The sequence below is a fragment of the Polynucleobacter sp. SHI8 genome (assembly GCF_027944005.1).
Lineage (GTDB): Bacteria > Pseudomonadota > Gammaproteobacteria > Burkholderiales > Burkholderiaceae > Polynucleobacter.
Genome location: NZ_AP027204.1, coordinates 714,637 through 737,222 on the forward strand (window position 1 = coordinate 714,637; position 22,586 = coordinate 737,222).

Sequence of the window (22,586 nt, forward strand, 5' to 3'; positions counted from 1 at the left end):
TTATAAAAAGCGATCATCGTTATTAATTAACAATTATATAAATGCTTTTAGATGCGATCAGTTTTCAGTGCATACTACAGTAATTGTGCATGCTATCGTTAGCAGTATTAATTTAGATAATCATGAAAATAATTGACAAGCATTACTGCCTGTTTGCTTCACGTTGTACATAGCTTGATCCGACTTATCTATGAGTATATCTGCATCAATCCCATCAAGAGGATAAATCGATATTCCAATACTTACATTAATATTGATTGATATTTCATTCAATTGCATTAATTGATGAAGCTTTAACCGAATTTTTTCAGCAACTTGAAGAGCATTACTTGGATGATCAATATTTTCTAAAAGAATTAAAAACTCGTCACCACCAAGTCTGCCAATAGAATCATCTTCTCTAACACTGGATTTAAGTCTAGCGGCGATTTCAATGAGGGTCAAATCGCCAATATGATGACCAAAATGATCATTAATATTTTTAAATTGATCCACGTCCACAAAAAGTAGAGCGAATAGATGATTTTGCCTTTTTGATTTACTGATTGCTTGATGAAGACGGTCTTGAAAAAGACTTCGATTTAATAAACCAGTTAAAGGATCATGATCTGCTCTAAATTGAATCGATACATTATTACGATAGGATTTTTCTAAAACCAAATACAGGATAACTATAAAGATGAGGAAAAAGATGGTTGAGAGAAATATAAGATGCACACTTTTGAACCATTCAGATAAGTAAGCCTCTTTGACTATACTAGCCCCCACAATGAAAGGAACATCCGGGACTTGTTGGAAATTCACCATTCTTTCAATAGGATCGGTCCCACGATTAAATCCAAAATCATTAACAATGATGGTGTTATTACTACGATCTGGATTTTTTAAGGATTGATCAATGATTTGATTTGGATTTAATTTGCCAATATTTTCTTCCTTGAGTGGCCACCTACTGATCAGTATTTTGTCTTGATTGTATAAAATGACACTTGAACCATGACCAAGTTTTTCACCTATTTGGGCAAATAAATCTGAGAAGATTTGAACGGATATACCGATTAGTACGACGCCTAAAAATTCTTGATTAGGACCATTTATCCGCCTTGCTAAGTAAAAAACCCAATCACCTGTACCTTTATTTTTTACTGGCGCACTAAAAAAAGTATTTGAATCAGTATGACTCCTTAAATAAATAAAATAATCTCTATCGGATAAGTTAATTGGGGGTGGTGGATATTTTCTTGAAAAATTTAATACGAAACCATCTTCATCAACAAGTGTGACAACATCGATAATTGGATCTGATTTAAGTGTATCGACAAGCCTTTCGAACTGTTTTTTTTCTGAGGCAAATCGTTTAAATTCTGATGCATTTTTTAAACTTAGATTATTAATTAAATCAGTTAGGTTGTTTAATTGAGTTTCATTTTTTTTAATAATTTGTTCAACATTTTTAGATAACACAAATGTTATTGTTGTAAATTCTTTTGATCGGTATTGAATAGCATTTTGATAAAAAACGTAACTCGTATAAAGACCTAAGAAAATAATAAATAATGCAATACTGATTGCAATCATCCAAAGTTGGATTCGATCCCCCACCACCAGGTACTTGCACTCAAAATAATTTAGTTAAATACAGCGGTACGACAATCGTCCCCCTCGGAAATTACTGTGGTGGAGTTTCTATTACCGGTAGCGGAAATGTTACCTTAAACCCCGGTTATTTCAAAGGTATCTCTTCATCTGGCTCTGGATCATTACAATTTAATCCGGGTAATTATGTTATCTACAGCAATGGGATAGATGTAAGCGGTAGTGGATCAGTTACGCTTGGAGCAGGAACTTATATAGTGTTCGGCGGAGGAGCAAACTTCTCTGGAAGTGGGAATGTCAACGGAACTAGCGTACTTATTTATAACTCTGGCAATGCTACTTATCCACCAGGCGCTCTCAATGCAACAGGAAGTGGTGGTTTTAACTTATCCGCCCCTATGACTGGTCCCGATGCAGGTATGTTGTTTTTTCAATCAGCAAATAATACTAATGATATGAATATTAAAGGTAGTGGAAACTCAACACTAAACGGCAATATTTACGCTCCTACTGCTGGGGTTAATTTAACTGGAAGTAGTGGTACAACTCTCCCTATAGGCAAAATTATCGTCAAAAATATCAATTTGAGTGGTAGCGGAAACATTAGCGTTACGAATGCTTTTACTCCTAATGGCGGGTCTAATTCGACTAGACCGGTATTGGTTAATTAAGTAAATTATCGAGTGGGTTTTTAATGGATAAAAATATCTAAATAATTGGAAAAAGTATAAAGCCATTGCATCCATTGTTTTGATGTTATAAAATGGAATTGGATCCGTAATTTTAGTGAATTAATCATCAATTCATAGAACAAAAAGAATATTCATCAAGTCCAAAAAATTTGATTTATATCAAATAAAAAAATAGCATATTTGCTATTGTGGAATCAACCAAGGAGGATGTCATGTTTAAACATATTTTAGCCCCAGTCAGCGGGGACGACTTAACCAAATTAGAACTCAAAAAAATTATTCGCCTAGCGAAGATCGATGGTGCGAAGATTACTTTAGTTTACGTATCTGACCCACTAGGACCGTATATGTATTCAGATATGGTCAATGAAGTAGTCATAAGTGAAAAAGCGCATCAAAAAGCATGTAATGATTTTGCAAAGCACCTCTTTACCAAATCAAAAGCATTGATTCCGGAAGATTTAGAGGTTGGTAGCATTCATGTATTTCATCCGAATATTGCAGATGGTGTAATTGATGCGGCTGAACAAGTAAAAGCAGATGTGATTATGATGGCTTCCCACAAAAGAAAAGGTATTAAAGGATTCTTTTTAAGGGGTGAGGCACATGAGGTTATCTTGCATAGCAAAATACCCGTCTTGATTTTGAATGCCTAAGTAGTTCTAATTACTGTCGTACTGGCTGGGTTAATTCAGATCCAGCCAATCGATACAATTCTTTAATGTTGAGAATTTGTAAATGTTTATTTTTAATTTCAATAATACCTGCTTGAGAAAACTTAGATAAGATGCGGCTAACTGTTTCTATCGTAAGACCTAGGTAGTCGCCGATTTCTTCACGACCCATCGCTAAATTAAAATCAATTGCAGATAGACCACGTTTCACAAGTCGTTCTGATAAATAAATAAATAAATAAGCCAACTTTTCTTCGGCATTCAAACTACCTAAAGTCAGTAAATGACGATGGTCTTGTGTGATTTCACGACTCAAAATTTGATAGAGGTGTCGTTGTAAAGAAGGTATTTTTTGACACAAAATTTCAAATTCTGTGAAATGAATAATACATACTTCACATTCTTCTAGAGCGATGGCCTCTGACTGATAGTGATTATTGCCGATGCCATCGAGTCCTAATATTTCCCCTGGCAAATGAAAACCTATAATTTGGCTTCTACCATCTTGTAAGAGAAGTTCTGTTTTCATGGAGCCAAAACGAATACTATATATAGAAACAAAAGGATCACCTTGACGGTATAAGTATTCGCCTTTTTTGATTCTTAATTTTTGATTAACTAAAATATCAATTTGCTCAGCTTCGTCTTTTGATAGACCGAGAGGGAGGCAAAACTTTCCAATGACACAAGTAGAGCATTTTGCTGCTTGTTGTAATGGATTCATAGATACCTCTTCTTGTTTATAGTTATAAACCCATTATGATTCATAAAGGGGCTTAGAAGTAGTTCTTTTCTTTTATTTTCAACTAATTAGAGTATTTGAATTCAATTTAAAAACAAAGATGACTAACCTTAGCAAGATAGTCAGAAATGCTACAATTTCTTCATGAAATTAAGTCAACGTTCTTCATGGGTGCATTGGATAGCTGTTTTAGCTATTCTGATGAGCCTCATGGCGCCGGTGATTTCTCAGGCCATCAATTTGAATGCTTCCGTAACTACGATTGATGCTGAAGTTTGTTCTGCACTTGGTACGAAGATTTCTCATCATATTCAGATTGACTCTAATAAAGGCACAGATCTTTCTAGTGAAGAGCATTGCCCTTATTGCACATTACAACATGTGTCATACATCCCTGTCACAGTTCAGACACATGCTTTCATTGCAGATTATCCAATCACTTTTATAATCTTGGATGAGCAAGCTCCTCGGCCATTCATCGTATGGCTTACCCAACCTTCTCGGGCACCTCCTCACATCGCTTAATTAGTTTAGCGATAGCAAAATATTTTTAATTTTTGGAGGGAATAAATGCCTTTAGGCATTTATTCAATAGATGATGAATAAACGTCAATTATTTGTTTTACTTACTGCTCTATGGGCAACATCCATCTGGGCACAAAACTCTCCTGGTAATTCAGTGATGTTAAGTAACGTTCAATCAGATGTTACTGAGATTTCTGTTGATGCGAGTAGGTCTAGTACCAAATTAGAATCGATGCCAGTCTTTACAACTTTGATTACTCAAGAGGACATTCAAAAAAGTCCTGCATTAAGCTTAGATCAATTACTTCGCAATATCAGTTCTGTAAATTTATCAGGAGCGCCTTACTACGTATCAGACCCCACAGGGACAAGTTTGAAGATGCGCGGTTTAGCTAATGCCAAAGTACTTGTGATGTTGGACGGAATTCCCATTCATGATCCCTTTTATTCGACAATCCAGTGGTTTAAAGTTCCTTTGGCCTCGATTGAGCGGGTCGAGGTAGTTCGCGGAGGAGGTTCTGCCCTTTGGGGAAATTTGGCCGTTGCGGGTGTGATCAATATTATTTCTAAAAAACCGGAGGGTCCTGACGGAGAGATTTCTGCAAGCCTAGGAAACATGAATACGCAAAATTTTTATGCAGCTAAAAATCTGCAAGTGAATGACAACTTAAAAGTGCGTATTTCTGCAGATTATTTTCATACGGACGGATATATCCCAACACCTGTTTTTTTTAATGGGTCCTACAAACTCAGTGCTGGGCAAGTTGAAAATTCAGACAAGCAAGCCAACTTGAGAGTTGATTCGTACTATCAATTGGATGCTGCCACATCTGGCTTTTTTAAGTTAGGCTATCACGAACAAAATCAATATATCAACAATGAGCTTGGACAAAATCTCCAACAAGCCTATGATTTATCTGCTGGCGTTACTTCGCAACTGTCCGATAAAAGCACTATTGATGGCAAGTTATGGTTTCAATCTATTGTCTTTAATAAGAACAACGCAACCGGATGTTGGCCAGGTATCAATACAACGAATGGTGTGTATGCGCCTACAACAAGCGCCTATAACAAAACTTGTGGTACCTCATTTAGTGCAGGTGTTGTCCCATCAGATGCTGCACCCATTTATAAATATATTGGACAAACGGATTATCAACCCTATAACGAAGTTGGCGCATCACTCGTATATTCCAACAATCATTCAATTGGAACCAGCACGCTAGGTGTTGACTCGCGCCGGTTAAGTGCCAAAGATTCCCAGTTTAATTACAATGCTCCCACGGTCGTTAATGGTGTTGTGACAGTTGCGCCAACCGTCAATACTTTTATATCTTCTCAAGCTACCCAGCAGTTTATAGGAGCCTTTTACCAGCAAAAATATCGCCCTATCGATGAATTCGAAGCAACGCTTGGTTTGCGTTTAGATTCATGGATAAACTCAAATGCGAACATTACGATTAATAATAATCCAAATGCGCAAGATGATAAAACGACGTATAGCTTTAATCCTAGCTTGTCACTGAAGTATTTTGCGGATGATAATTTATCTTTAAGATCTTCTGCGTATAAAGGCTTTCGTGCACCAGGTATGAATAATATGTATCGAAGTTTTGGTAGTACTTCGAGTACCTCTACTTCAATTTCAAACCCCAATCTTTCTCCAGAGAATCTCTATGGATGGGAAGTTGGCACAGATTACCAGTCTACTTTGGTTGATCTTAATCTCACTTACTATAGCCTTTATGTGCAAAACATGAACTACTCGATGGCATTGTCAAGTTCATCAACTGGCGTTGCAGCACAATATTATTCGAGTGTTAAAAGTATGTATGGCATTACCGCTTCTTCTTTTAATTACTATCTTGATCAATTTGATTCTAGATCAAATGGTATAGAGCTAGGTACAAAGTGGCATCTGGCAAGTAATTTGTCGTTAATTGCTAACTATATGTATACCAACGCGTATTTGACAAATACGATTGACCCTTCAAAAAATCCAGCCTTTCAACAATTAGGAGGTGTCTCGCCAAATGTGGGTATTTTGGGGATTGACTGGAAGATCACTCCTAAGCTGAAAACTTATTGGCAAGCGCGTGCGGTCAGCCAAGCGTATCTTGATACTGCGCAAACGGTTCAAATGCCAGGATATATAACGGTCGATTTTAGTTTGTCTTATGACTATGACAATAAGACCACCCTTACAGCCAATGGCATCAATCTGCTCAATCAAGGTTACTATACCGATGGCGGCTCATCTTCAACAACTCCCACCGTGGGAATGCCAAGGTTAGTGATGGTTGGATTGCGTTATAAATTTTAAATGGTAAGTTAACCTGCAAATTGATGATAGTTAAACTTTAGAATCGGAATAGAGATGTTTGTAAATATGGCCAATCAACTGAAAAGACAACTAGGTATTTTGGGGATGCTATTGATGTCTATTTCAGCTTTAACACATGCTCAAACCCATCAGCACGAGATGAAAAAGCCTGTTGTGAGTTGCACGACAATTGGCATGGAATGTGCTAACGCAGCCACTCCTTTTATGACAAATGATGGCGAGTTGTGGGTAACTTGGACAGCCGGTGGGGTAGTCTCTTTAGCAAAATCGAATGATTTAGGAAAGTCGTTTGAGGCTCCGACTCGATTGGCTGAGCATGGAAAATCTTTGGATAATGGTGGAGATGCAAGACCACAAATTGCCATTGATGCTCAGGGACGAATTGTCATTGCTTATGCCTTCTTTAAGGATAGTAATTGGAATGCACAAGTGAATACAGTTGTATCAGAGAATCAAGGCAAGAGTTTTTCTAGACCAATTAGTATTGTTAAAGATGAAACAAGTCAACGATTTCCATCATTGATTAATAGTAGGAATGGCGTATTTATCACATGGATTGATAAACGCTTGATTGCCGAAGAAAATAAAAAAGGTAAAAAGAAATTAGGTGGCTCAGTTGCTTATGGTTGGTTAGATCAAAAAGGGGTAATTGCTGGTAAGGAAGTGATTGCCAATCCAAGCACCTGCGAGTGTTGCCGAATTGGTGTTGCGCTTATTCCTGATCAATCACCGGCTTTTATATACCGAGCTATTTTTGATCAAGGAATTCGGGATCATGCAGTGCAAATCATTCAAGCAAATGGACAAGTCGGCAAAATTTTACCCATCGCTAATGATCAATGGAAAACAGATACTTGCCCACACCATGGACCCACGATGACGGTATCCAAAAATGGCACGATTCATACTGCCTGGTTTACGCAAGGAGCTAATCGTGCGGGGGTGTTTTATGCCAAATCCAGTAATCAAGGAGTAAGTTTTTCTTCACCACGTCAATTAGGAGATGAGGGCAGTAATGTGGGTCGACCTTATCTTTTATCGTTAGACAATCAAGTTTGGTTGGTGTGGAAAGAGTTTGATGGTGAAAAGTCTCGCGTGTATGCCGAGTTTTCTGCAAATGATGGAAAGACTTGGAGTGATAAAAAATTGATATCTGAAACATCAGGCTATTCTGACCATCCTTTATTGATCAGTTCAAAAGCTAGGGTATATTTATCATGGTTAACACGCCAGAGCGGTTACCAGTTGATTGAGATGAATCGAGAATGAAAAAAATATTATGCCTATTGAGCTTTTGGATTTGCATTTCTATTTCTGTTGCATATGCAGAGATAAAATTGCAACCTTATCAATCTGGCGACTGGTCAGCAATAATAAAAAAATATCCCAATCAAGCTGTCGCTATCCATTTTTGGGGAACAACCTGTGGGCCATGTATTACAGAACTCCCAGAGTGGGGCAAGTACTTAAAATTGGACAAAAATATCAAGGCTATTTTTGTGCAGGTGGATGATGTTTCTGGTGCGATGATCCGCAAGAGATTGCAGAGCGCTAAACTAGAGAAGTACGATCACTATTATCTAGCGAGTAATTTTGATGAATTTATTTATTTTGAAGTCGATAGAACATGGCATGGAGAAATTCCGATGACTATTCTCATAGGTAAAGATGGAAAAAAAGAACGTATTTTAGGATCCGTTGAATTTAAAGATATCAAAAAATGGTCTAGTAAACAGTCAAGTAATTAGTTTTTGATTGCGAATTTATCATCAAGATAAAAAATAACAATCGGTTAATATTTTAGCTCTCAAGGTGGGTTGCTTTCATAATTAAGCTAATTGCAACTACAAAAGTAAAAATGGCAAATATTTGTTGTACCCTAGCCCCAGTAATTTTCTTTTCTAAAAATTTCCCAATTAATAGACCCACGAGTGCACCAACAGAAAAGGGCAGAGCAATTGCTACATTTAAATTGCCAGCCGCTAAAGAGATCATTGCACCACCCATAGATACTATGGCTAAAACTCCAAGCGAAGTAGCAACAATCGACTTCATTGGTAAGTCAGTAAATTTTTTCAGCGCCGGAACGATAATAAATCCACCACCAACGCCTAGTAAGCCCGATAGAAAACCAGCTCCTGCACCTGAGTACATTAAAGCGCGAGCGCAAGGCACAGTCCATATCAGCTTGCCAATTGATTGATCTAGTTGGCAAGGGGGAGGTGTTTTAACTGGAGGTGTAATACCTCTGATGGTTTGACTTGCTTGAATAAAAAGACGGACAGAGGTATAGATCAAAATACCACTAAAAATAATGAGTAACGGCGTATTCGGTATTATTTTCGCAATCCATAATCCAACTGGAGAAAGTATCAGTCCAAAAATGGACATAAACATGGCGGCTTTATAGCGTAAAACGTGATTCTTAAAGCCAATAATTGCACCGATACTTGCTGAAAATGCGATTGCACATAGCGCAATTGGACTAGCTTGTGCCATGGGAAGATGAAGAAAAAATACTAGCAGAGGTACAGAAAGAATCCCTCCACCGGCCCCAGTTAGACCCATCAATAGACCAACAAAAATTCCTAGAAAAATAATGAGAATACTTTGATCCATGGGACAGTGATCCTTGATAAAAATCAATACTCTGTGTATTGATATGCTTCCTTGAAGTGATTATAAATATATAATCATTAGTAATGCAGGTTTATCTGATATTAGATGCCTATTTAGATTCAACGTGAATCATTTTTTTGAGGATTAGTTCGTGACTCCCATAGTGAATTCATTTTTTGATACTGCAACAAGTACCTTCACCTATGTTGTTTATGAAAAAGAGGGCAGTTCTTGCGCAGTGATAGATAGTGTTTTACATTTTGATCAAAAGTCTGGAAGAACCAATACTTCCTCTGTAGAGCCTGTTATTGCATTTATCCAAAACAAGAAGCTTCAAGTAGAATGGATTTTGGAAACGCATGCGCATGCGGATCATTTAAGTGCTGCCCAATTGATAAAAGCGCAGCTTGGTGGAAAGGTTGCTATGAGTCAGCATATCCAACAAGTTCAAACGACATTTAAAGATATCTTTAATTTAGAAGGAACATTTGTTGCCGATGGAGCGCAATTTGACTATTTGATTCAAGATGATGAACAGTTAGTTTGTGGAGATTTAATTTTTCAATGCTTTGATGTTCCTGGACATACTCCCGCTTGTATGGCGTATCAATGTTCAGATTCCATCTTTGTTGGAGATACGCTATTTCTGCCAGATGTAGGCACAGCTAGGTGTGATTTTCCGGGGGGCGATGCTCAGAGCCTATATCGCTCTATCAAAAGAATTTTAAGTTTCCCAGATCAAACGAAGTTGTATATGTGTCATGACTATCCACCCTCTAGTCGAGAGGTGCAATGCTTCACTACGGTTGCAGAGCAACGAAAAGAGAATATTCATGTTCATGATGGAGTAAGTGAAGAAGAGTTTGTCAATATGCGTAAAACACGTGATGCAACTTTGGAAATGCCAACATTAATCCTTCCCTCGATACAGATCAATATTCGAGCAGGACATTTTCCCCCCAAGGAGTCTAATCAAGTCTCTTATCTTAAATTGCCTTTAAATATTTTATGACCATCGATTGGATTGCTTTTACCCCTTGGAGTGCAATTATTGGAGGGGTTTTGATTGGCATTGCGGCAAGCTTGTTAGCTTTATTCAATGGCCGAATTGCAGGAATCAGTGGGATTGTTTCTCAACTTCTGCATTTTAAGAGTGCCCCCCAAGAACATCTGCCGTGGCGAGTCCTATTTCTAATTGGCTTAATTAGCTCAGGTTGGATGTATCAATTATTTTTCCAGCTGCCAGCGATGAAATCGAGTAGCTCAGTTGATATATTAATGATTGCAGGAATGTTGGTTGGGATAGGTACTAGACTAGGTTCAGGTTGTACGAGTGGGCATGGTGTTTGTGGGCTAGGGCGCTTATCAATGAGGTCCTTAATTGCGACCTTAAGTTTCATGACGGCTGGTTTTGTTGCTACTTATCTAATTTTACATAGTGGTTTAATATGAAGCTGGTTATAGCCTATCTATCAGGACTCATTTTTGGCGTTGGGTTAATTGTTTCTGGCATGACCAATCCAAAGAAAGTCATTGGCTTTTTGGACCTGTTTGGCAATTGGGACCCATCCTTAATGTTGGTGATGGGAGCGGCAATCCCAATTACATTTATTGCATTTCGTTGGTTAGAAAAAAAACAATCCACAGTTCTCAATGAGCCGATTCACTTACCGGGAAAAAAACACATTGATTTCCCCTTGATTGGGGGAAGTGTGTTGTTTGGTATTGGGTGGGCTCTAGCCGGATATTGTCCTGGTCCTGCCATTGTTTCAATCGGACTTGGAAATGGGGATGTGGTGTATTTTGTGATTGCAATGGTTGTTGGGATGAAATTAGTAGAATTCTTCACAAAAAAATAAAATATTAGGGTTATTTGCTTCAATTTCTTGAATATATAGTGAATTTTTAATGACTTATTTTGCAAATTAGTTTCAATCAAGAAGATTCAGTTACAAACCTATTTTTATCCGTTTTTCGATACGATTTAGAGTTATCGTAGATTTCGTAATGTGTGTTTTTTGAATCTATGGAGTTCTGAATGATGCATTTAAGTGTGATTCGTTGTCCTGATCGTCAGCATTTTAGTCCGATCATAAAAAAAGCTGCTTATTATTTTGCTGAGCAAATTATCTCCCCTAAAATGTTGCAGCAGATTGATTTAAAGATTCAGTTTGATAGCAAGCTTGAAGAATATGGGTATGCTTCCGTCAAGCAACGCGCATCGATCAAAAAAAGAAGGCACTATCTCATTGAGATTAATCCGCATATTGGCGCCAGAGATATTTTGGACACACTCGCCCATGAAATGGTGCATATCAAGCAATATGTCTATGGCGAGACCAATGAATCTTTAACGAGCTGGAAGGGGCAGTTGATCGCTGAGGATGTAGATTACTTCAATCATCCCTGGGAAATAGAAGCCTATGGCATGTCTCGGGGCTTATTTACAAAATTTGTAGTTCAAGAGAAATTATGGGAAGTATTTGAAGGGATAAAAGATCCACATCGCAATATTGAACCTGTTCCATTAGGATGGATAAAAGGTACTTTTAAAAAATAAAAAGATTGGAAAAAAAACGGGAAGCTAACTAGCTTCCCGTAGTTACAAAAAAATTATAGAGGTCCTAAATTCGTTGCTTCATCTTCAATATGATTGGAGAGGATACCAATTTTTTCAATTTCCACTTCTGCAGTGTCACCCGGCTTCATAAAAATAGGAGGAGTTCTAGCAAATCCAACCCCGCCCATTGTTCCAGTTGCGATGAGGTCACCAGGTTGTAAGGTAGTCCACTCAGTGATGTACTCAATCGTTGCTTCAATCGAATGAATCATTTGCACGGTATTTGCTTTTTGCATCACAACACCATTGAGTCTCATTTCAATATTGAGGTTCATTGGATCAGGGATTTCATCGGCAGTTACCATCCATGGGCCATTAGCGCCAGTCTTTTCGAAGTTTTTACCTGGATTGATTTGACTAGAGTGACGTTGATAGTCACGCAGACAAGCCTCATTCAAACAGGCATAACCAAATATGTAGCTCAAAGCTTTATCTTTAGGTACATAACGTCCAGTAGGTTTACCAATCACGACCAATAGTTCAGCTTCCCAGTCAAGCATGTGGGAGACTTTCGGGCGCATGATAGGTTGTTTATGACCAGTTAATGACTCTGGCCAACGCGCAAAAATCATTGCTCTGTCTGGTGCTTTACGGTTGCCGATGGCGCGATTTGCCTCATCCACGTGATCATGATAATTAAGGCCAACACAAAAGGTCTTGCCTGGATTAGGAACGACTGATAAGAGGTGCAGACTATCGTAGTCATAATCACCCGCAGATTCTTGGATTAATGTTTGCGCAACAGCTTTGCCATCATTGGCAATAAAGCTGATGATGTCTGGATATAGCCCCCCAAGTCGTGCACTTAAATCGATGACTTTATTACCCTTAATGACACCATAGTGATTTTTTCCAGCGTGTAAAAATGAGACGAGTTTCATAAAATTTCCTGTATGAGATGAAGTTAAAAGTAAGAGTTAATTGGGTGCTTGTAGGCGTGAGTTCATGACTCTACGCCAATCTTCTTGAGAGCTAAAGCTTGGGTTTTCTTTAATCATATTTTCTGTATAAGCATAAATTTGATCATCGGTTAAAGATAAATCGAATGGTTTTCCATGAGGTTGAGCAACATGCCATGGAGTATCCATATAGATTTCTAAACCATTACCCTCAGGATCGTGGGAGTAGATTGACCAAGCATTGCCATGAGTGATTGGGGTGATGCTGGTAATGCCGTTGTTGATTAATCTTTTTTCCACACGACGTAAGTCATCTAACTCATCAACGAAAAACGACATCTGAAAGACTACGCTTGGACCAGATTTTGGATCCTTACCATCAATTAAAACTAACTGGTGATGTGCATCATCGCTACCACTCATGAAAACGATATTACGATTACCCAGTCTTGGCACTTGGCCACGGTCAGTCACAATAAGGTCGAATACGGAGGTATAGAACTGTTCCATTTGGTCTAAGTTGTCGACATATAAACCGAGGTGTTTTAACTGCGGAATTTTTTTCATTAATTAGTCTACTTTCATGTTGACTGATTTTGCAATTGCAGAATATTTTTTAATATCGTTACGTACTTTTTCTGTAAATTCAGCAGAATTCAAAGGCAATGAATTACATCCCATTTTGCCTAAACTAGCTTGTAAGTTATCTGAGCGCGCCATATCATTCACAACTTTATTATAGGCGTCTAAGATGTATGGTGGGGTATTTGAAGAAGCAGCTAAACCATACCAAAAACTCTCGTTGAAATCAGTTAAACCACTTTCAGCCAACGTGGGCACATTCGGAATTTGGCTCATACGTTTTGCCGTAGTAACGCCAAGTGCCTTTAACTTTCCTGATTGAACTTGCGACAAAATAATTGCTGGAGTACCAATATAAATAATCGAATCCTGACCGCTTAAGACATGCGCTACAGCTGGTCCTTCACCCTTAAAAGGGATGTGTGTCATTTTGACACCAATCTTAGTATTGAGCATTTCAATCATCATATGAGAAAAAGATCCGTTACCACTAGACGCACCAAAAATACTTTGAGGGTCAGATTTTAAAGAAGAGATAAGTTCTTTGAGATTATTCGCAGGTACTTTGGAACTCGCGATCATCACTAAAGGAACTTCACAAACAGCACCGAGAGAGCGTAAGTCTTTTAAAGGGTCATAATTGATTTTTTCATAGACCGCTGGATTAATCGCCATCATGGAGGTAAATACGAGGATGAGATTGTAACCATCAGCCGGCGCATTCATGAGGACATCCATGCCCACCCCACCATTGGTGCCCGGGCGATTATCCACAATTACCGGTTGACCTAATTTCTCTGACAGGGCTTGTCCGATGGTTCTACCAATCGCATCTGCTCCACCCCCTGCGACTTGAGGGATGATGAGCCGCACAGGCTTAGTTGCGGTCCACCCAGGAGTTTGTGAGAGTGCTGTTTGAGATAAAAAAAACAGCACGCCAACCCACAGTAATTTGATGTTCATCATTTGTCTCTCTTTATATGTTGAGTTTATGTATAACTCTTTGTTAAATCATAGATTGTCTTATTTAAATACCAAATTACCAATCCGTTTCGCGTCCAGGATTTGCAGCAATATGATGGATAGATAAGTCAGCACCACGATGTTCTTCTTCCGGAGTCATTTTTAGACCCATTACGGCTTTTAAAGTGCCGTAGACAATCAAACCACCTAAGAGCCCAACGATAACCCCTAATGAAGTTCCAATTAGTTGACTCAAAAATGAAACACCACCCAAGCCACCTAAACTAGTTTGACCAAAAATACCAGCTGCGAGTCCGCCCCAAACACCACATAAACCGTGCAAAGGCCAAACACCTAATACATCATCGATCTTCCAACGATTTTGTTCTAGGGTAAATACTTTGACAAATAGAGCGCCAGCGATTAAGCCAACAATAAGAGCGCCGATGGGGTGCATCAAATCTGAGCCAGCACATACAGCCACTAAACCAGCGAGAGGACCGTTATAGGCAAAGCCCGGATCATTTTTACCAATCAACCAAGCTGATAAAGTACCACCAACCATTGCCATGAGAGAGTTAATGGCAACAAGACCACTAATTTTATCGATAGTTTGAGCACTCATCACATTAAAACCAAACCAGCCTACAGCAAGTACCCATGCACCCAGCGCGAGAAACGGTATGCTTGACGGTGGATGAGCTGAAATCTGACCATCTTTGCCATATCGTCCATGACGAGCACCTAATAAAATAATTGCAGGTAAGGCAATCCAACCACCCATGGCATGGACAACAACGGATCCTGCGAAGTCATGAAACTCTTCGCCACCAAATACCTTCAGCCATGCTTGAAAACCAAAATGTTGATTCCATGCAATCCCCTCAAAAAAAGGATAGACAAATCCAACTAAAACAAAAGTAGCGATTAATTGAGGATTAAATTTTGCACGTTCGGCAATTCCACCGGAGACGATGGCTGGGACTGCTGCAGCAAAGGTTAATAAAAAGAAAAATTTAAGTAATTCAAAGCCACTCTTTTGAACTAATACATCTGATGTTTCCCAAAAGCCAACACCGTAGGCAATACCATAACCAATAAAAAAATAGGCAATGGTTGAGACGCTAAAATCAAGCAGTATTTTTACTAAGGCATTGACTTGATTTTTATGTCTTACCGTACCTAACTCTAAAAAAGCAAAACCCCCATGCATAGCTAAAACCATGAGTGCGCCTAACATGATGAATAGTGCATCAATTGCAACTTTAACTTCTTCCAAAATTTTCCCCTATTTGATTTATTTTTTAATGCATAAAGTCTACTTTAAAAATGATTTGACTGATCAAAATTAAATGAGGGAAAACCCTTAAAGACGCAGAAGTCGTTTGCATCAAACTAAAAAAGTTGTTGATTCGCTTTACTCAGAAAAAATCCACGACCAGCAAAATTTTTACAAGTCAGTCCAGTTTGTTTACTTTCGCAGATGATGCCATTGTTAGTCCAAGTTGCCCCGTAAGGTAGTTTTGGATAACTTGGGTTATAAATGGTATCTCCATGACAAAGAATCCATGCCTTACCTTTTGCTTGAAGGGCGTAAGCGCCACCATATTCAACTGGGCAGTCTACTGGTTTAGGTGGTCTTTGATTGGTTTGAGACATCAAGTCACAACGCAGACTAGTAGCATCCTCCATGGTGCATGCTATGTTGCCACTTGGTGTTTGAAATGAATTACCTGAAACAAATGTTTGCCCAAATGCCATCGGGATAGAAAAAATAAATACGATACAAGAGATGATTTTATGCATGGTTTGAATTGTCCTTTTTTAAGATATTTAAAAAGTATAATATTCCACATAAGATGAAAATCTGCTTCTAATCAAATAGAGGAGTAATGATGGCATTAGGAAAATTACAGTTAAAGAGTTTGCAGGGTATCGTTTCAGATGAAGAATGGCAAGCCAGAATTGACCTAGCCGCGTGTTATCGACTAGTTGCCCATTACGAAATGTCTGATATGGTGGCTAATCACATTACACTCAGAGTACCTGGCGAAGATGACGCTTTTCTGATTAATCCTTATGGCATGATGTATGAGGAGATGACCGCTTCATGTTTTATCAAAATCACACATGCTGGAGAGATTCTGTTCAAGCCTGATTTTGGGGACCTCGATTATGGATTTAATAAGCCAGGATATATTTTGCACAGCGCGATTCATCATGCGCGTCCCGAAGTTGGTTGCGTTATACATACACACACCTACGCTGGTATGGCAGTTTCTGCATTACAGTGTGGACTATTGCCACTCAATCAAACCTCAATGCGCTTTTTGAAGATTGCCTATCATGACTATATGGGTGTGGTGTTAGATATGGCAGAGCAAGAAGTCTTAGTGCGTGATTTAGGTGATTGTGAAGCATTAATTCTTAGGAATCACGGTTTACTGACCTTGGGAAAAACGGTTGGTGAAGCATTTAATTGGATGCATCGTTTAGAACTTTCCTGTCGCGCTCAGATAGCGGCGATGTCATGTCATGTGCCATTACAAGAAGTTTCCGAAAAAGTATTGCAGGAGACTTACATGAACTATCAGCCACAAGTAAGGCGTCCATATGGAGTGATGGAGTGGCCCGCTTTACTTCGTATGATGGATCGAATAGATCCTAGTTTTAGAGATTAAATCAACCATAAAGAACAAATAAAATAATCAATCGGAGACAAAATGATCAATCTGAAAAGGTATTTAGCCTTGGCATTTCTGTGGATGAACTTTCTTCCTGCATATGCACAAACTTTTCCCAATAAACCTATTACGATTGTTGCGCCATTTGCACCTGGTGGAAATGTCGATATTGTTGCTAGGGCAGTAGCGCAAGGTTTAAGTACTGTTCTTGGACAATCTGTATTAGTTGATAATCGCGCCGGTGCGGGTGGTTCGATTGGTTCTTCCTCAGTGGCTCGGGCAGAGCCGGATGGTTATACCTTATTACTTGCCACAACAAATACCATTTCTGTTTTGCCCTATATGATGAAATCACCACCTTATAAACCATCCGGATTTAGTCCAGTTGGTTTAGCGGCTGTTTCGCCACTTGTGATTGTGGTTCGAGCAGATGATAAGCGATTGTCTGATGTGAATGCGCTGATAACTGCTGCAAAAAAAGATCCAACGAGAGTCTCCGTGGGTCACTCAGGATTGGGCACTTCCAATCACCTAGCCATTCTAAGGATCGAAGATGCTGCAAAAACTGAATTTAATATCATTCCATATAAGGGGTCCACACCCGCTTTAACTGATTTAATGGGTGGACAATTAGATTTTATGATTGACCAATTATCAAGTTCTAAGGGCTTTGTTGACTCAGGTAAATTAAAAATATTAGCCGTACTTTCCAAGGAGAGGGATTCTAGTATTCCTCAAGTACCAACTTTTAATGAAGTGACCAAACTAGACGTAGAAGCCAATACCACCTCTGGATTATTAGCGCCACCTGGTACACCACCAGAAATTATTAAGATATTAAATTTGGCATTAAATAAAGTTGTAAATGATAGTACTTATAAAAATAGATTAATAGCCGTTGGTAGCGTCCCTAAATCATCAACACCACAAGAGTGGGCGAGTCTTCTGAATCAAGAGTCTCTCAACTCTCAAAAACTTTCGCAAGCCGGTAAATTAAAAGCTGAGTAACTCCTATGACAAAGATTTGTTGCCTACCTAAAAATAGCTATCAACCGGTAGCTTTTACTCCTCCCCCTCTGGCATGTGATAGTCATGTCCATGTATTTGGGCCATTTGCAAAATATCCGCTGAGTGATGATCGCAGCTACACCCCTGCTGAATTTTCTGCAGACGACTTTATGGCCCACTTAAAGAGAATTGGATTTTCTCGAGGAGTTTTGGTAACTGCCAGTGTTTGTGGCACAAATAACGGGGCAATACTTGAAGGTCTTCGTCAATATCCAGATCAATTCCGAGGAGTTGTGGTGTGTTCTGCAGATGTAACAGATGCAGAGCTCGATGATTGGCATGCGCTGGGAGTTCGTGGTGTGCGCTTTAATTTATTACGTAAAAATGGCAAAGCAGTCTATCGCAACGGTGTAGGTTTAGAGGTATTAGAGCAGTTGGCTCCAAGAATGGCTGCGCGCGGCTGGCATGCACAAATTTGGGCACATGCTCCTGACATACTCGAATTGGCTCCAAGGTTGTTGGCATGTCATTTGCCTTTAGTGTTTGATCATATGGGGCGCATGGATACAGTTAATGGAATCTCTCATCCAGGTTTTCAAGAGTTACTTCGTTTAGTTGGGGAAGGTCTTGCATGGGTAAAAATTTCAGGAGCGGATCGAATCCGTGCCACTTTGGATAGTTATGATGATGTAGATCCCTTTGCAAAAGCTTTAATCCAGGCAAACATGGAGCGTGTTGTGTGGGGAACTGATTGGCCGCATATCAATTATTTTGATGAACGAGCGATTCCAGATGATGGAGACTTGACCAATTTATTATTACGCTGGTTGCCCTCAGAAAAAGATCGAGAGCAAATCCTTGTGCGTAATCCAGCACTTCTTTACGGGTTTTAAATAATGAGTACAAAAAAAATTGTTTTTTTAACGCCATCAGTTCCAGCTTTACGAACTGAGATGCAGAATTTATTACCGTCAGGTTTTACGATTGAATTTGCTGAGGTCAATGAAAAAGAGTGTCATAGAAAGCTCTTAAAAGATGCTGATTATGTTTTCTTGGGTGCTAGCTATTTAGATGCTGAATTGATTCAAGGAGCAACCAAGTTAAAGATGATTCAGAAGTGGGGGATTGGGGTTGATAAGATTGATGTACAAGCAGCCAAAGCCAGAAATATTCCAGTAGCCATTACCAATGGATCGAATGCTGCTCAAGTTGCTGAGCAAGCTATTTTATTAACTCTAGCTACATTACGAAGATTGAGTTATGCACAAAAAAGTTTTATGGCTGGAAAATGGCCAAACACAGAGTTGCGCACAATTTGTTTACAGTTAACAGGTAAAACTGTTGGCTTATTTGGCTTTGGTAATATTGCTCGGCAAGTTGCCAAGCAAATGCAAGGTTTTGATGCCAAAATTATTTACCATAGTCGCCAACGTGTTGCTTTGGACATTGAGCAAACTTTCAAAGCTGAATATGTGGATTTTGATACATTACTTAGGCAGAGTGATGTGTTGAGTTTGCATGCCCCATTCAATGCCCAAACGCGTGACATTATCTCCCATGAAGCAATAAATAAGATGAAGCAAAGTGCGATTATTGTCAACACTGCAAGAGGGGAACTTATTAATGAACCTGCCTTGGTTCAGGCCATTAAGGAACAACGCCTCTTTGGAGCAGGGCTAGATGTGTTTGTGAGTGAACCACCGCAAATGGATAATCCACTATTCAGTCTAGATAATGTCGTTGTGACACCTCATGCTGGAGCAAGTGTGAAGGAGGCAGTGACTAAAATAGTCCAGCATGGCTTTAACAATATTGCGCGCTTTGAAAGTGGTCAGCCTTTAGATCCTGCCGATTTAGTGGAGTGAACTAGAGACTTTTATTCAGGTTTGATGCCGGCCGACTTTGCGAGTTTTTGTAGCCGACTTACTTCGGATTTAATCAATACCCCTAAATCATCAGCACTTGGACTGGTCACCAAATCAATTCCTCTTTCCGCAAATTTTGCCTTAAGTTCCGGTTGATTCAGCGCCTTTACTACTGCAGCATGCAATTTTTGGGTGATTTCTTTTGGAGTGCCAGCGGGTGCAAGAAGGAGGTTTAAGGTGACGTCCTCGTAGCCAGGATATCCTGATTCTGCCATCGTCGGAATTTCAGGCATCAGTGAAGACCGTTCCAAGCTTGTAATGGCTAGAGCTTTTAACTTACCACTTTTGACATTTTGTACACCGGTACTAATTTGATCGAACATCATGGGTACTTGCCCACTAAAAACGTCGATCATCGCTTGCGCATTGCCTTTATAAAAAATATTTGTAAATTTAATACCTGCACGATTTGCAAATACTTCTGCAGCAATATGACCCGTAGAACCATTACCACTGCTAGCAACAGCAACCCCTGGGTTGGCTTTAGAGTATTGAACAAATTCTTGAATATTTTTTGCTTGTATGATTGGATTTACCATTACGAACATCGGTACTTTACAGGTTAATGAAATCGGTGCGAAGTCTTTTACAGGGTCATAACCAGCATTGTTTGAAATCAGAGGAGCTGCAAAAAAGGTACTTGAATGCGCCAGTAGTGTGTAGCCATCTGGAGGAGCTTTAGCAACATATTGTGTTCCTACAATCGATGCAGAGCTGGGCTTATTTTCAATAATGACAGATTGCCCAAGTATTTTGGACATTTCATTACCCAGTGTTCTGGCAACGATGTCCACATTTCCACCCGCAGCTACCGGAACAATGATGTGAATAGGTTTATTGGGATAATCAGCTGAGCTTTGTGCATAGCAAAAGATTGAAAAAAACATGCTAGTGATCAAGCATATATAACGAATCATTGATGTGATCATGAGCGTTCTCCGTTATTGATCGTAACGAGGATAAGAAGAATTTTTTGATTGTGCTTCTAACAGGCGAATCATCGCGTGCCACTCTAGTACACCGTAGGGTCTTCTAGTACCCGGTTGATATAGATGAGCGGTTTTTGCTAAAACAGACTCATCTGGAATGACGAGTTGAGTGTTGCTAGCCATTGCATCAACTTGCGCGCGGCATGACATTTCTAATTGATACATGGTATTGAATGCTTCTGGAACGCTAGGGCCGCAAGTCAATAAACCATGATTTTTAAAAATCATTGCATTATGTGGGCCTAAATCAGCTACCAAGCGTTTTTGTTCATCTAAATCGATGGCTGGGCCCTCGTAATCATGGTAACCCAAATGGTTCACAAAGCGAATTGAAGTTTGAGTGAGGGGTAATAAGCCACATGCCATAGTGGAGACTGCCATTCCGGCTCGAGTATGCGTATGAATCACACAGTTCACATCTTCCCTTGCCCCATGAATTGCTCCATGGATTACATAGCCAGATTTATTGATACCATAATCCGTAGGTGGCTTTGCCAATATGTTGCCATCTAGATCAATCTTCACTAAGCTAGAAGCAGTGATTTCTTTATAAAGTAGACCATACAGATTAATCAAAAAATGCTCAGTACCGGGAATTTTTGCAGTAATATGGTTATAGATTAAATCCGTCATTCCATAGATATCTATCAGACGATAACATGCAGCGAGTTCAACTCGAGTTTGCCACTCTTCTGGACTGACGGATCCTTGAAGAGATGGAAAGTTAGTACCGTAGTTCATAATTCTCCTCATATTTTTTATTTCTATATATTACTATTTATTTTTTTAATTGAGGAAACTGACATGCTGTCTATTCAGGAACAAGAAGCTATTACATTTGAGATGCCACGAGGCGCCTGTGATTGTCATACACATGTTTTTGGTCCTGAGGGACAATTTCCTTATTGGTCAGAAAGAGCATATACCCCGGCAGACGCCAGCATTACACAGCTGCAGCAATTACAGCATCAATTAGGTATTGAACGAGTTGTAGTCGTACATCCGAGTCCCTATGGGGTCGACAATACTCGCACTTTACAAGCCATTCGTGAACTAGGAAGTCAAGCAAGGGGAGTGGCTGTTATTGATGAAAGTACAGCAACGATTCAAGAGATTGAGAAACTGCATCAAGCTGGTTTTAGAGGCGCACGTTTAAATCTAGAAACATCTGGAGTTGAAGATCCACTCTTTGCAAAAAATAAATTGGTACAAACAGCGCAATTAATTCAATCATTTGGGTGGCATATTCAGATTTATTCTAATCCACAATTGGTAACCCAGCTCAGCCATGAAATCATGCATTGTGCAGTGCCTGTTGTTTTGGATCATTTTGCACGAACTTCAATCGATGCTGGTTTAGATCAGCCATTCATATTGCAATTATTCGAAATGTTAAAGTCTGGCAATGTCTGGATGAAGCTCTCGGCACCGCAACGGATTACTGATGATCCAGATTCCGATCAAATGGCAGAGTTTGTGAATCAATTAATCGGGGCAAATCAAGATCGTTTAGTATGGGGGTCGGATTGGCCGCATTCAGGGGCGCAACCCGGAAAGAAAAGAATCAAAGAAGAAGTTGAGCCGTTCCATCTCATTAATGATGGTCATGCGCTAAATCGACTGAATCAATGGGTCAAGGATTCAACTATATTGAAGAAAATCCTATCAGATAATCCCGCACAATTGTATGATTTTGAAAAGCTCTAAAGAACTTCCGTGATTCA

25 protein-coding genes are annotated in these 22,586 nt (G+C 39.3%); 15 read left to right on the forward strand and 10 right to left on the reverse strand.

All coding sequences use genetic code 11. The features are described 5' to 3' along the window. Nucleotides 1-120 precede the first annotated feature (120 nt). Nucleotides 121-1,464: a diguanylate cyclase gene (locus tag QMN06_RS03660; RefSeq protein WP_281971172.1), complete on the reverse strand. Its 1,344-nt coding sequence runs from the start codon at nt 1,462-1,464 to the stop codon at nt 121-123. A gap of 104 nt (nt 1,465-1,568) precedes the next feature. On the opposite strand from QMN06_RS03660, the gene QMN06_RS03665 reads away from it, so the two are divergent. Continuing rightward, nucleotides 1,569-2,267, forward strand: a complete 699-nt coding sequence (locus QMN06_RS03665) for a hypothetical protein (RefSeq protein ID WP_281971173.1) — start codon at nt 1,569-1,571, stop codon at nt 2,265-2,267. A gap of 233 nt (nt 2,268-2,500) precedes the next feature. After that, on the forward strand, nt 2,501-2,944 hold the full coding sequence (locus QMN06_RS03670) for a universal stress protein (RefSeq protein WP_281971174.1): 444 nt from the start codon (nt 2,501-2,503) through the stop codon (nt 2,942-2,944). Nucleotides 2,945-2,954: 10 nt separating this feature from the next. Here QMN06_RS03670 and QMN06_RS03675 read toward each other — a convergent pair whose 3' ends face one another. Continuing rightward, the gene (locus QMN06_RS03675) at nt 2,955-3,686 is read right to left on the reverse strand and encodes a cyclic nucleotide-binding domain-containing protein (RefSeq protein ID WP_281971175.1); all 732 of its coding nucleotides are present in this window, start codon (nt 3,684-3,686) and stop codon (nt 2,955-2,957) included. Nucleotides 3,687-3,848: 162 nt separating this feature from the next. Between QMN06_RS03675 and QMN06_RS03680 the strand changes: the two genes are divergently transcribed. From QMN06_RS03680 to QMN06_RS03695, 4 genes are all read left to right on the forward strand, one after another. Next, nucleotides 3,849-4,229 (forward strand): DUF2946 domain-containing protein, encoded by a 381-nt coding sequence (locus QMN06_RS03680; protein WP_281971176.1) that lies wholly within the window; start codon nt 3,849-3,851, stop codon nt 4,227-4,229. Between the two features lie 70 nt (nt 4,230-4,299). Beyond that, nucleotides 4,300-6,552: a TonB-dependent receptor gene (locus QMN06_RS03685; RefSeq protein ID WP_281971177.1), complete on the forward strand. Its 2,253-nt coding sequence runs from the start codon at nt 4,300-4,302 to the stop codon at nt 6,550-6,552. Between the two features lie 66 nt (nt 6,553-6,618). Then, nucleotides 6,619-7,842: a sialidase family protein gene (locus QMN06_RS03690; protein WP_281971178.1), complete on the forward strand. Its 1,224-nt coding sequence runs from the start codon at nt 6,619-6,621 to the stop codon at nt 7,840-7,842. Continuing rightward, nucleotides 7,839-8,321 (forward strand): hypothetical protein, encoded by a 483-nt coding sequence (locus tag QMN06_RS03695; protein WP_281971179.1) that lies wholly within the window; start codon nt 7,839-7,841, stop codon nt 8,319-8,321. The genes QMN06_RS03690 and QMN06_RS03695 overlap by 4 nt, the downstream gene beginning before the upstream one ends. 52 nt (nt 8,322-8,373) lie before the next feature. On the opposite strand, the gene QMN06_RS03700 is transcribed toward QMN06_RS03695, so the two are convergent. Continuing rightward, nucleotides 8,374-9,192 (reverse strand): sulfite exporter TauE/SafE family protein, encoded by an 819-nt coding sequence (locus tag QMN06_RS03700; RefSeq protein ID WP_281971180.1) that lies wholly within the window; start codon nt 9,190-9,192, stop codon nt 8,374-8,376. A gap of 151 nt (nt 9,193-9,343) precedes the next feature. Between QMN06_RS03700 and QMN06_RS03705 the strand changes: the two genes are divergently transcribed. The 4 genes from QMN06_RS03705 to QMN06_RS03720 all read left to right on the forward strand — a co-directional run bounded on the left by QMN06_RS03705 (nt 9,344) and on the right by QMN06_RS03720 (nt 11,752). After that, a complete protein-coding gene (locus QMN06_RS03705; RefSeq protein WP_281971181.1) occupies nt 9,344-10,204 on the forward strand; it encodes an MBL fold metallo-hydrolase in 861 nt (286 codons plus the stop codon). Continuing rightward, complete coding sequence (locus QMN06_RS03710; RefSeq protein WP_281971182.1) at nt 10,201-10,644, forward strand: YeeE/YedE thiosulfate transporter family protein; 444 nt, start codon at nt 10,201-10,203, stop codon at nt 10,642-10,644. The genes QMN06_RS03705 and QMN06_RS03710 overlap by 4 nt, the downstream gene beginning before the upstream one ends. Further along, the gene (locus QMN06_RS03715; RefSeq protein WP_281971183.1) at nt 10,641-11,051 is read left to right on the forward strand and encodes a DUF6691 family protein; all 411 of its coding nucleotides are present in this window, start codon (nt 10,641-10,643) and stop codon (nt 11,049-11,051) included. The genes QMN06_RS03710 and QMN06_RS03715 overlap by 4 nt, the downstream gene beginning before the upstream one ends. 179 nt (nt 11,052-11,230) lie before the next feature. Continuing rightward, a complete protein-coding gene (locus tag QMN06_RS03720) occupies nt 11,231-11,752 on the forward strand; it encodes a SprT-like domain-containing protein (RefSeq protein WP_281971184.1) in 522 nt (173 codons plus the stop codon). Between the two features lie 53 nt (nt 11,753-11,805). Here QMN06_RS03720 and QMN06_RS03725 read toward each other — a convergent pair whose 3' ends face one another. The 5 genes from QMN06_RS03725 to QMN06_RS03745 form a co-directional block, all read right to left on the reverse strand. Next, nucleotides 11,806-12,693: a fumarylacetoacetate hydrolase family protein gene (locus QMN06_RS03725; RefSeq protein WP_281971185.1), complete on the reverse strand. Its 888-nt coding sequence runs from the start codon at nt 12,691-12,693 to the stop codon at nt 11,806-11,808. 36 nt (nt 12,694-12,729) lie between these two features. Further along, on the reverse strand, nt 12,730-13,278 hold the full coding sequence (locus QMN06_RS03730) for a VOC family protein (RefSeq protein WP_281971186.1): 549 nt from the start codon (nt 13,276-13,278) through the stop codon (nt 12,730-12,732). Nucleotides 13,279-13,281: 3 nt separating this feature from the next. Continuing rightward, on the reverse strand, nt 13,282-14,259 hold the full coding sequence (locus QMN06_RS03735; protein ID WP_281971187.1) for a tripartite tricarboxylate transporter substrate binding protein: 978 nt from the start codon (nt 14,257-14,259) through the stop codon (nt 13,282-13,284). 73 nt (nt 14,260-14,332) lie between these two features. Next, nucleotides 14,333-15,535, reverse strand: coding sequence for an ammonium transporter (locus tag QMN06_RS03740; RefSeq protein ID WP_281971188.1), 1,203 nt, complete (start codon nt 15,533-15,535; stop codon nt 14,333-14,335). A 116-nt stretch (nt 15,536-15,651) separates the two neighbouring features. Beyond that, the gene (locus QMN06_RS03745) at nt 15,652-16,062 is read right to left on the reverse strand and encodes a DUF6636 domain-containing protein (RefSeq protein ID WP_281971189.1); all 411 of its coding nucleotides are present in this window, start codon (nt 16,060-16,062) and stop codon (nt 15,652-15,654) included. An 86-nt stretch (nt 16,063-16,148) separates the two neighbouring features. Here QMN06_RS03745 and QMN06_RS03750 point away from each other — a divergent pair, with 86 nt between their 5' ends. The 4 genes from QMN06_RS03750 to QMN06_RS03765 are packed head-to-tail and all read left to right on the forward strand — an operon-like array spanning nt 16,149 to nt 19,813. After that, the gene (locus QMN06_RS03750; RefSeq protein ID WP_281971190.1) at nt 16,149-16,937 is read left to right on the forward strand and encodes a class II aldolase/adducin family protein; all 789 of its coding nucleotides are present in this window, start codon (nt 16,149-16,151) and stop codon (nt 16,935-16,937) included. Between the two features lie 42 nt (nt 16,938-16,979). After that, nucleotides 16,980-17,948 carry a tripartite tricarboxylate transporter substrate binding protein gene (locus tag QMN06_RS03755; protein ID WP_281971191.1) on the forward strand — a complete coding sequence of 323 codons (969 nt, stop codon included), beginning with the start codon at nt 16,980-16,982 and terminating at the stop codon, nt 17,946-17,948. Between the two features lie 5 nt (nt 17,949-17,953). After that, nucleotides 17,954-18,841: an amidohydrolase family protein gene (locus QMN06_RS03760; RefSeq protein WP_281971192.1), complete on the forward strand. Its 888-nt coding sequence runs from the start codon at nt 17,954-17,956 to the stop codon at nt 18,839-18,841. 3 nt (nt 18,842-18,844) lie between these two features. Continuing rightward, on the forward strand, nt 18,845-19,813 hold the full coding sequence (locus tag QMN06_RS03765) for a 2-hydroxyacid dehydrogenase (RefSeq protein WP_281971193.1): 969 nt from the start codon (nt 18,845-18,847) through the stop codon (nt 19,811-19,813). An 11-nt stretch (nt 19,814-19,824) separates the two neighbouring features. Here QMN06_RS03765 and QMN06_RS03770 read toward each other — a convergent pair whose 3' ends face one another. After that, nucleotides 19,825-20,760 carry a tripartite tricarboxylate transporter substrate binding protein gene (locus QMN06_RS03770; protein WP_281971194.1) on the reverse strand — a complete coding sequence of 312 codons (936 nt, stop codon included), beginning with the start codon at nt 20,758-20,760 and terminating at the stop codon, nt 19,825-19,827. A gap of 54 nt (nt 20,761-20,814) precedes the next feature. Further along, complete coding sequence (locus tag QMN06_RS03775; RefSeq protein ID WP_281971195.1) at nt 20,815-21,603, reverse strand: class II aldolase/adducin family protein; 789 nt, start codon at nt 21,601-21,603, stop codon at nt 20,815-20,817. Nucleotides 21,604-21,666: 63 nt separating this feature from the next. Between QMN06_RS03775 and QMN06_RS03780 the strand changes: the two genes are divergently transcribed. Further along, the gene (locus QMN06_RS03780; protein WP_281971196.1) at nt 21,667-22,569 is read left to right on the forward strand and encodes an amidohydrolase family protein; all 903 of its coding nucleotides are present in this window, start codon (nt 21,667-21,669) and stop codon (nt 22,567-22,569) included. Nucleotides 22,570-22,586: the final 17 nt, after the last annotated feature.

Coding starts and splice junctions, on each gene's coding strand:
- QMN06_RS03670 (WP_281971174.1), top strand. CDS start 2,501: ATGTTTAAACATATTTTAGCCCCAGTCAGCGGGGACGACTTAACCAAA.
- QMN06_RS03675 (WP_281971175.1), bottom strand. CDS start 3,686: ATGAATCCATTACAACAAGCAGCAAAATGCTCTACTTGTGTCATTGGA.
- QMN06_RS03680 (WP_281971176.1), top strand. CDS start 3,849: ATGAAATTAAGTCAACGTTCTTCATGGGTGCATTGGATAGCTGTTTTA.
- QMN06_RS03685 (WP_281971177.1), top strand. CDS start 4,300: ATGATGAATAAACGTCAATTATTTGTTTTACTTACTGCTCTATGGGCA.
- QMN06_RS03690 (WP_281971178.1), top strand. CDS start 6,619: ATGGCCAATCAACTGAAAAGACAACTAGGTATTTTGGGGATGCTATTG.
- QMN06_RS03695 (WP_281971179.1), top strand. CDS start 7,839: ATGAAAAAAATATTATGCCTATTGAGCTTTTGGATTTGCATTTCTATT.
- QMN06_RS03700 (WP_281971180.1), bottom strand. CDS start 9,192: ATGGATCAAAGTATTCTCATTATTTTTCTAGGAATTTTTGTTGGTCTA.
- QMN06_RS03710 (WP_281971182.1), top strand. CDS start 10,201: ATGACCATCGATTGGATTGCTTTTACCCCTTGGAGTGCAATTATTGGA.
- QMN06_RS03715 (WP_281971183.1), top strand. CDS start 10,641: ATGAAGCTGGTTATAGCCTATCTATCAGGACTCATTTTTGGCGTTGGG.
- QMN06_RS03720 (WP_281971184.1), top strand. CDS start 11,231: ATGATGCATTTAAGTGTGATTCGTTGTCCTGATCGTCAGCATTTTAGT.
- QMN06_RS03725 (WP_281971185.1), bottom strand. CDS start 12,693: ATGAAACTCGTCTCATTTTTACACGCTGGAAAAAATCACTATGGTGTC.
- QMN06_RS03730 (WP_281971186.1), bottom strand. CDS start 13,278: ATGAAAAAAATTCCGCAGTTAAAACACCTCGGTTTATATGTCGACAAC.
- QMN06_RS03735 (WP_281971187.1), bottom strand. CDS start 14,259: ATGATGAACATCAAATTACTGTGGGTTGGCGTGCTGTTTTTTTTATCT.
- QMN06_RS03745 (WP_281971189.1), bottom strand. CDS start 16,062: ATGCATAAAATCATCTCTTGTATCGTATTTATTTTTTCTATCCCGATG.
- QMN06_RS03750 (WP_281971190.1), top strand. CDS start 16,149: ATGATGGCATTAGGAAAATTACAGTTAAAGAGTTTGCAGGGTATCGTT.
- QMN06_RS03755 (WP_281971191.1), top strand. CDS start 16,980: ATGATCAATCTGAAAAGGTATTTAGCCTTGGCATTTCTGTGGATGAAC.
- QMN06_RS03760 (WP_281971192.1), top strand. CDS start 17,954: ATGACAAAGATTTGTTGCCTACCTAAAAATAGCTATCAACCGGTAGCT.
- QMN06_RS03765 (WP_281971193.1), top strand. CDS start 18,845: ATGAGTACAAAAAAAATTGTTTTTTTAACGCCATCAGTTCCAGCTTTA.
- QMN06_RS03770 (WP_281971194.1), bottom strand. CDS start 20,760: ATGTTTTTTTCAATCTTTTGCTATGCACAAAGCTCAGCTGATTATCCC.
- QMN06_RS03775 (WP_281971195.1), bottom strand. CDS start 21,603: ATGAACTACGGTACTAACTTTCCATCTCTTCAAGGATCCGTCAGTCCA.
- QMN06_RS03780 (WP_281971196.1), top strand. CDS start 21,667: ATGCTGTCTATTCAGGAACAAGAAGCTATTACATTTGAGATGCCACGA.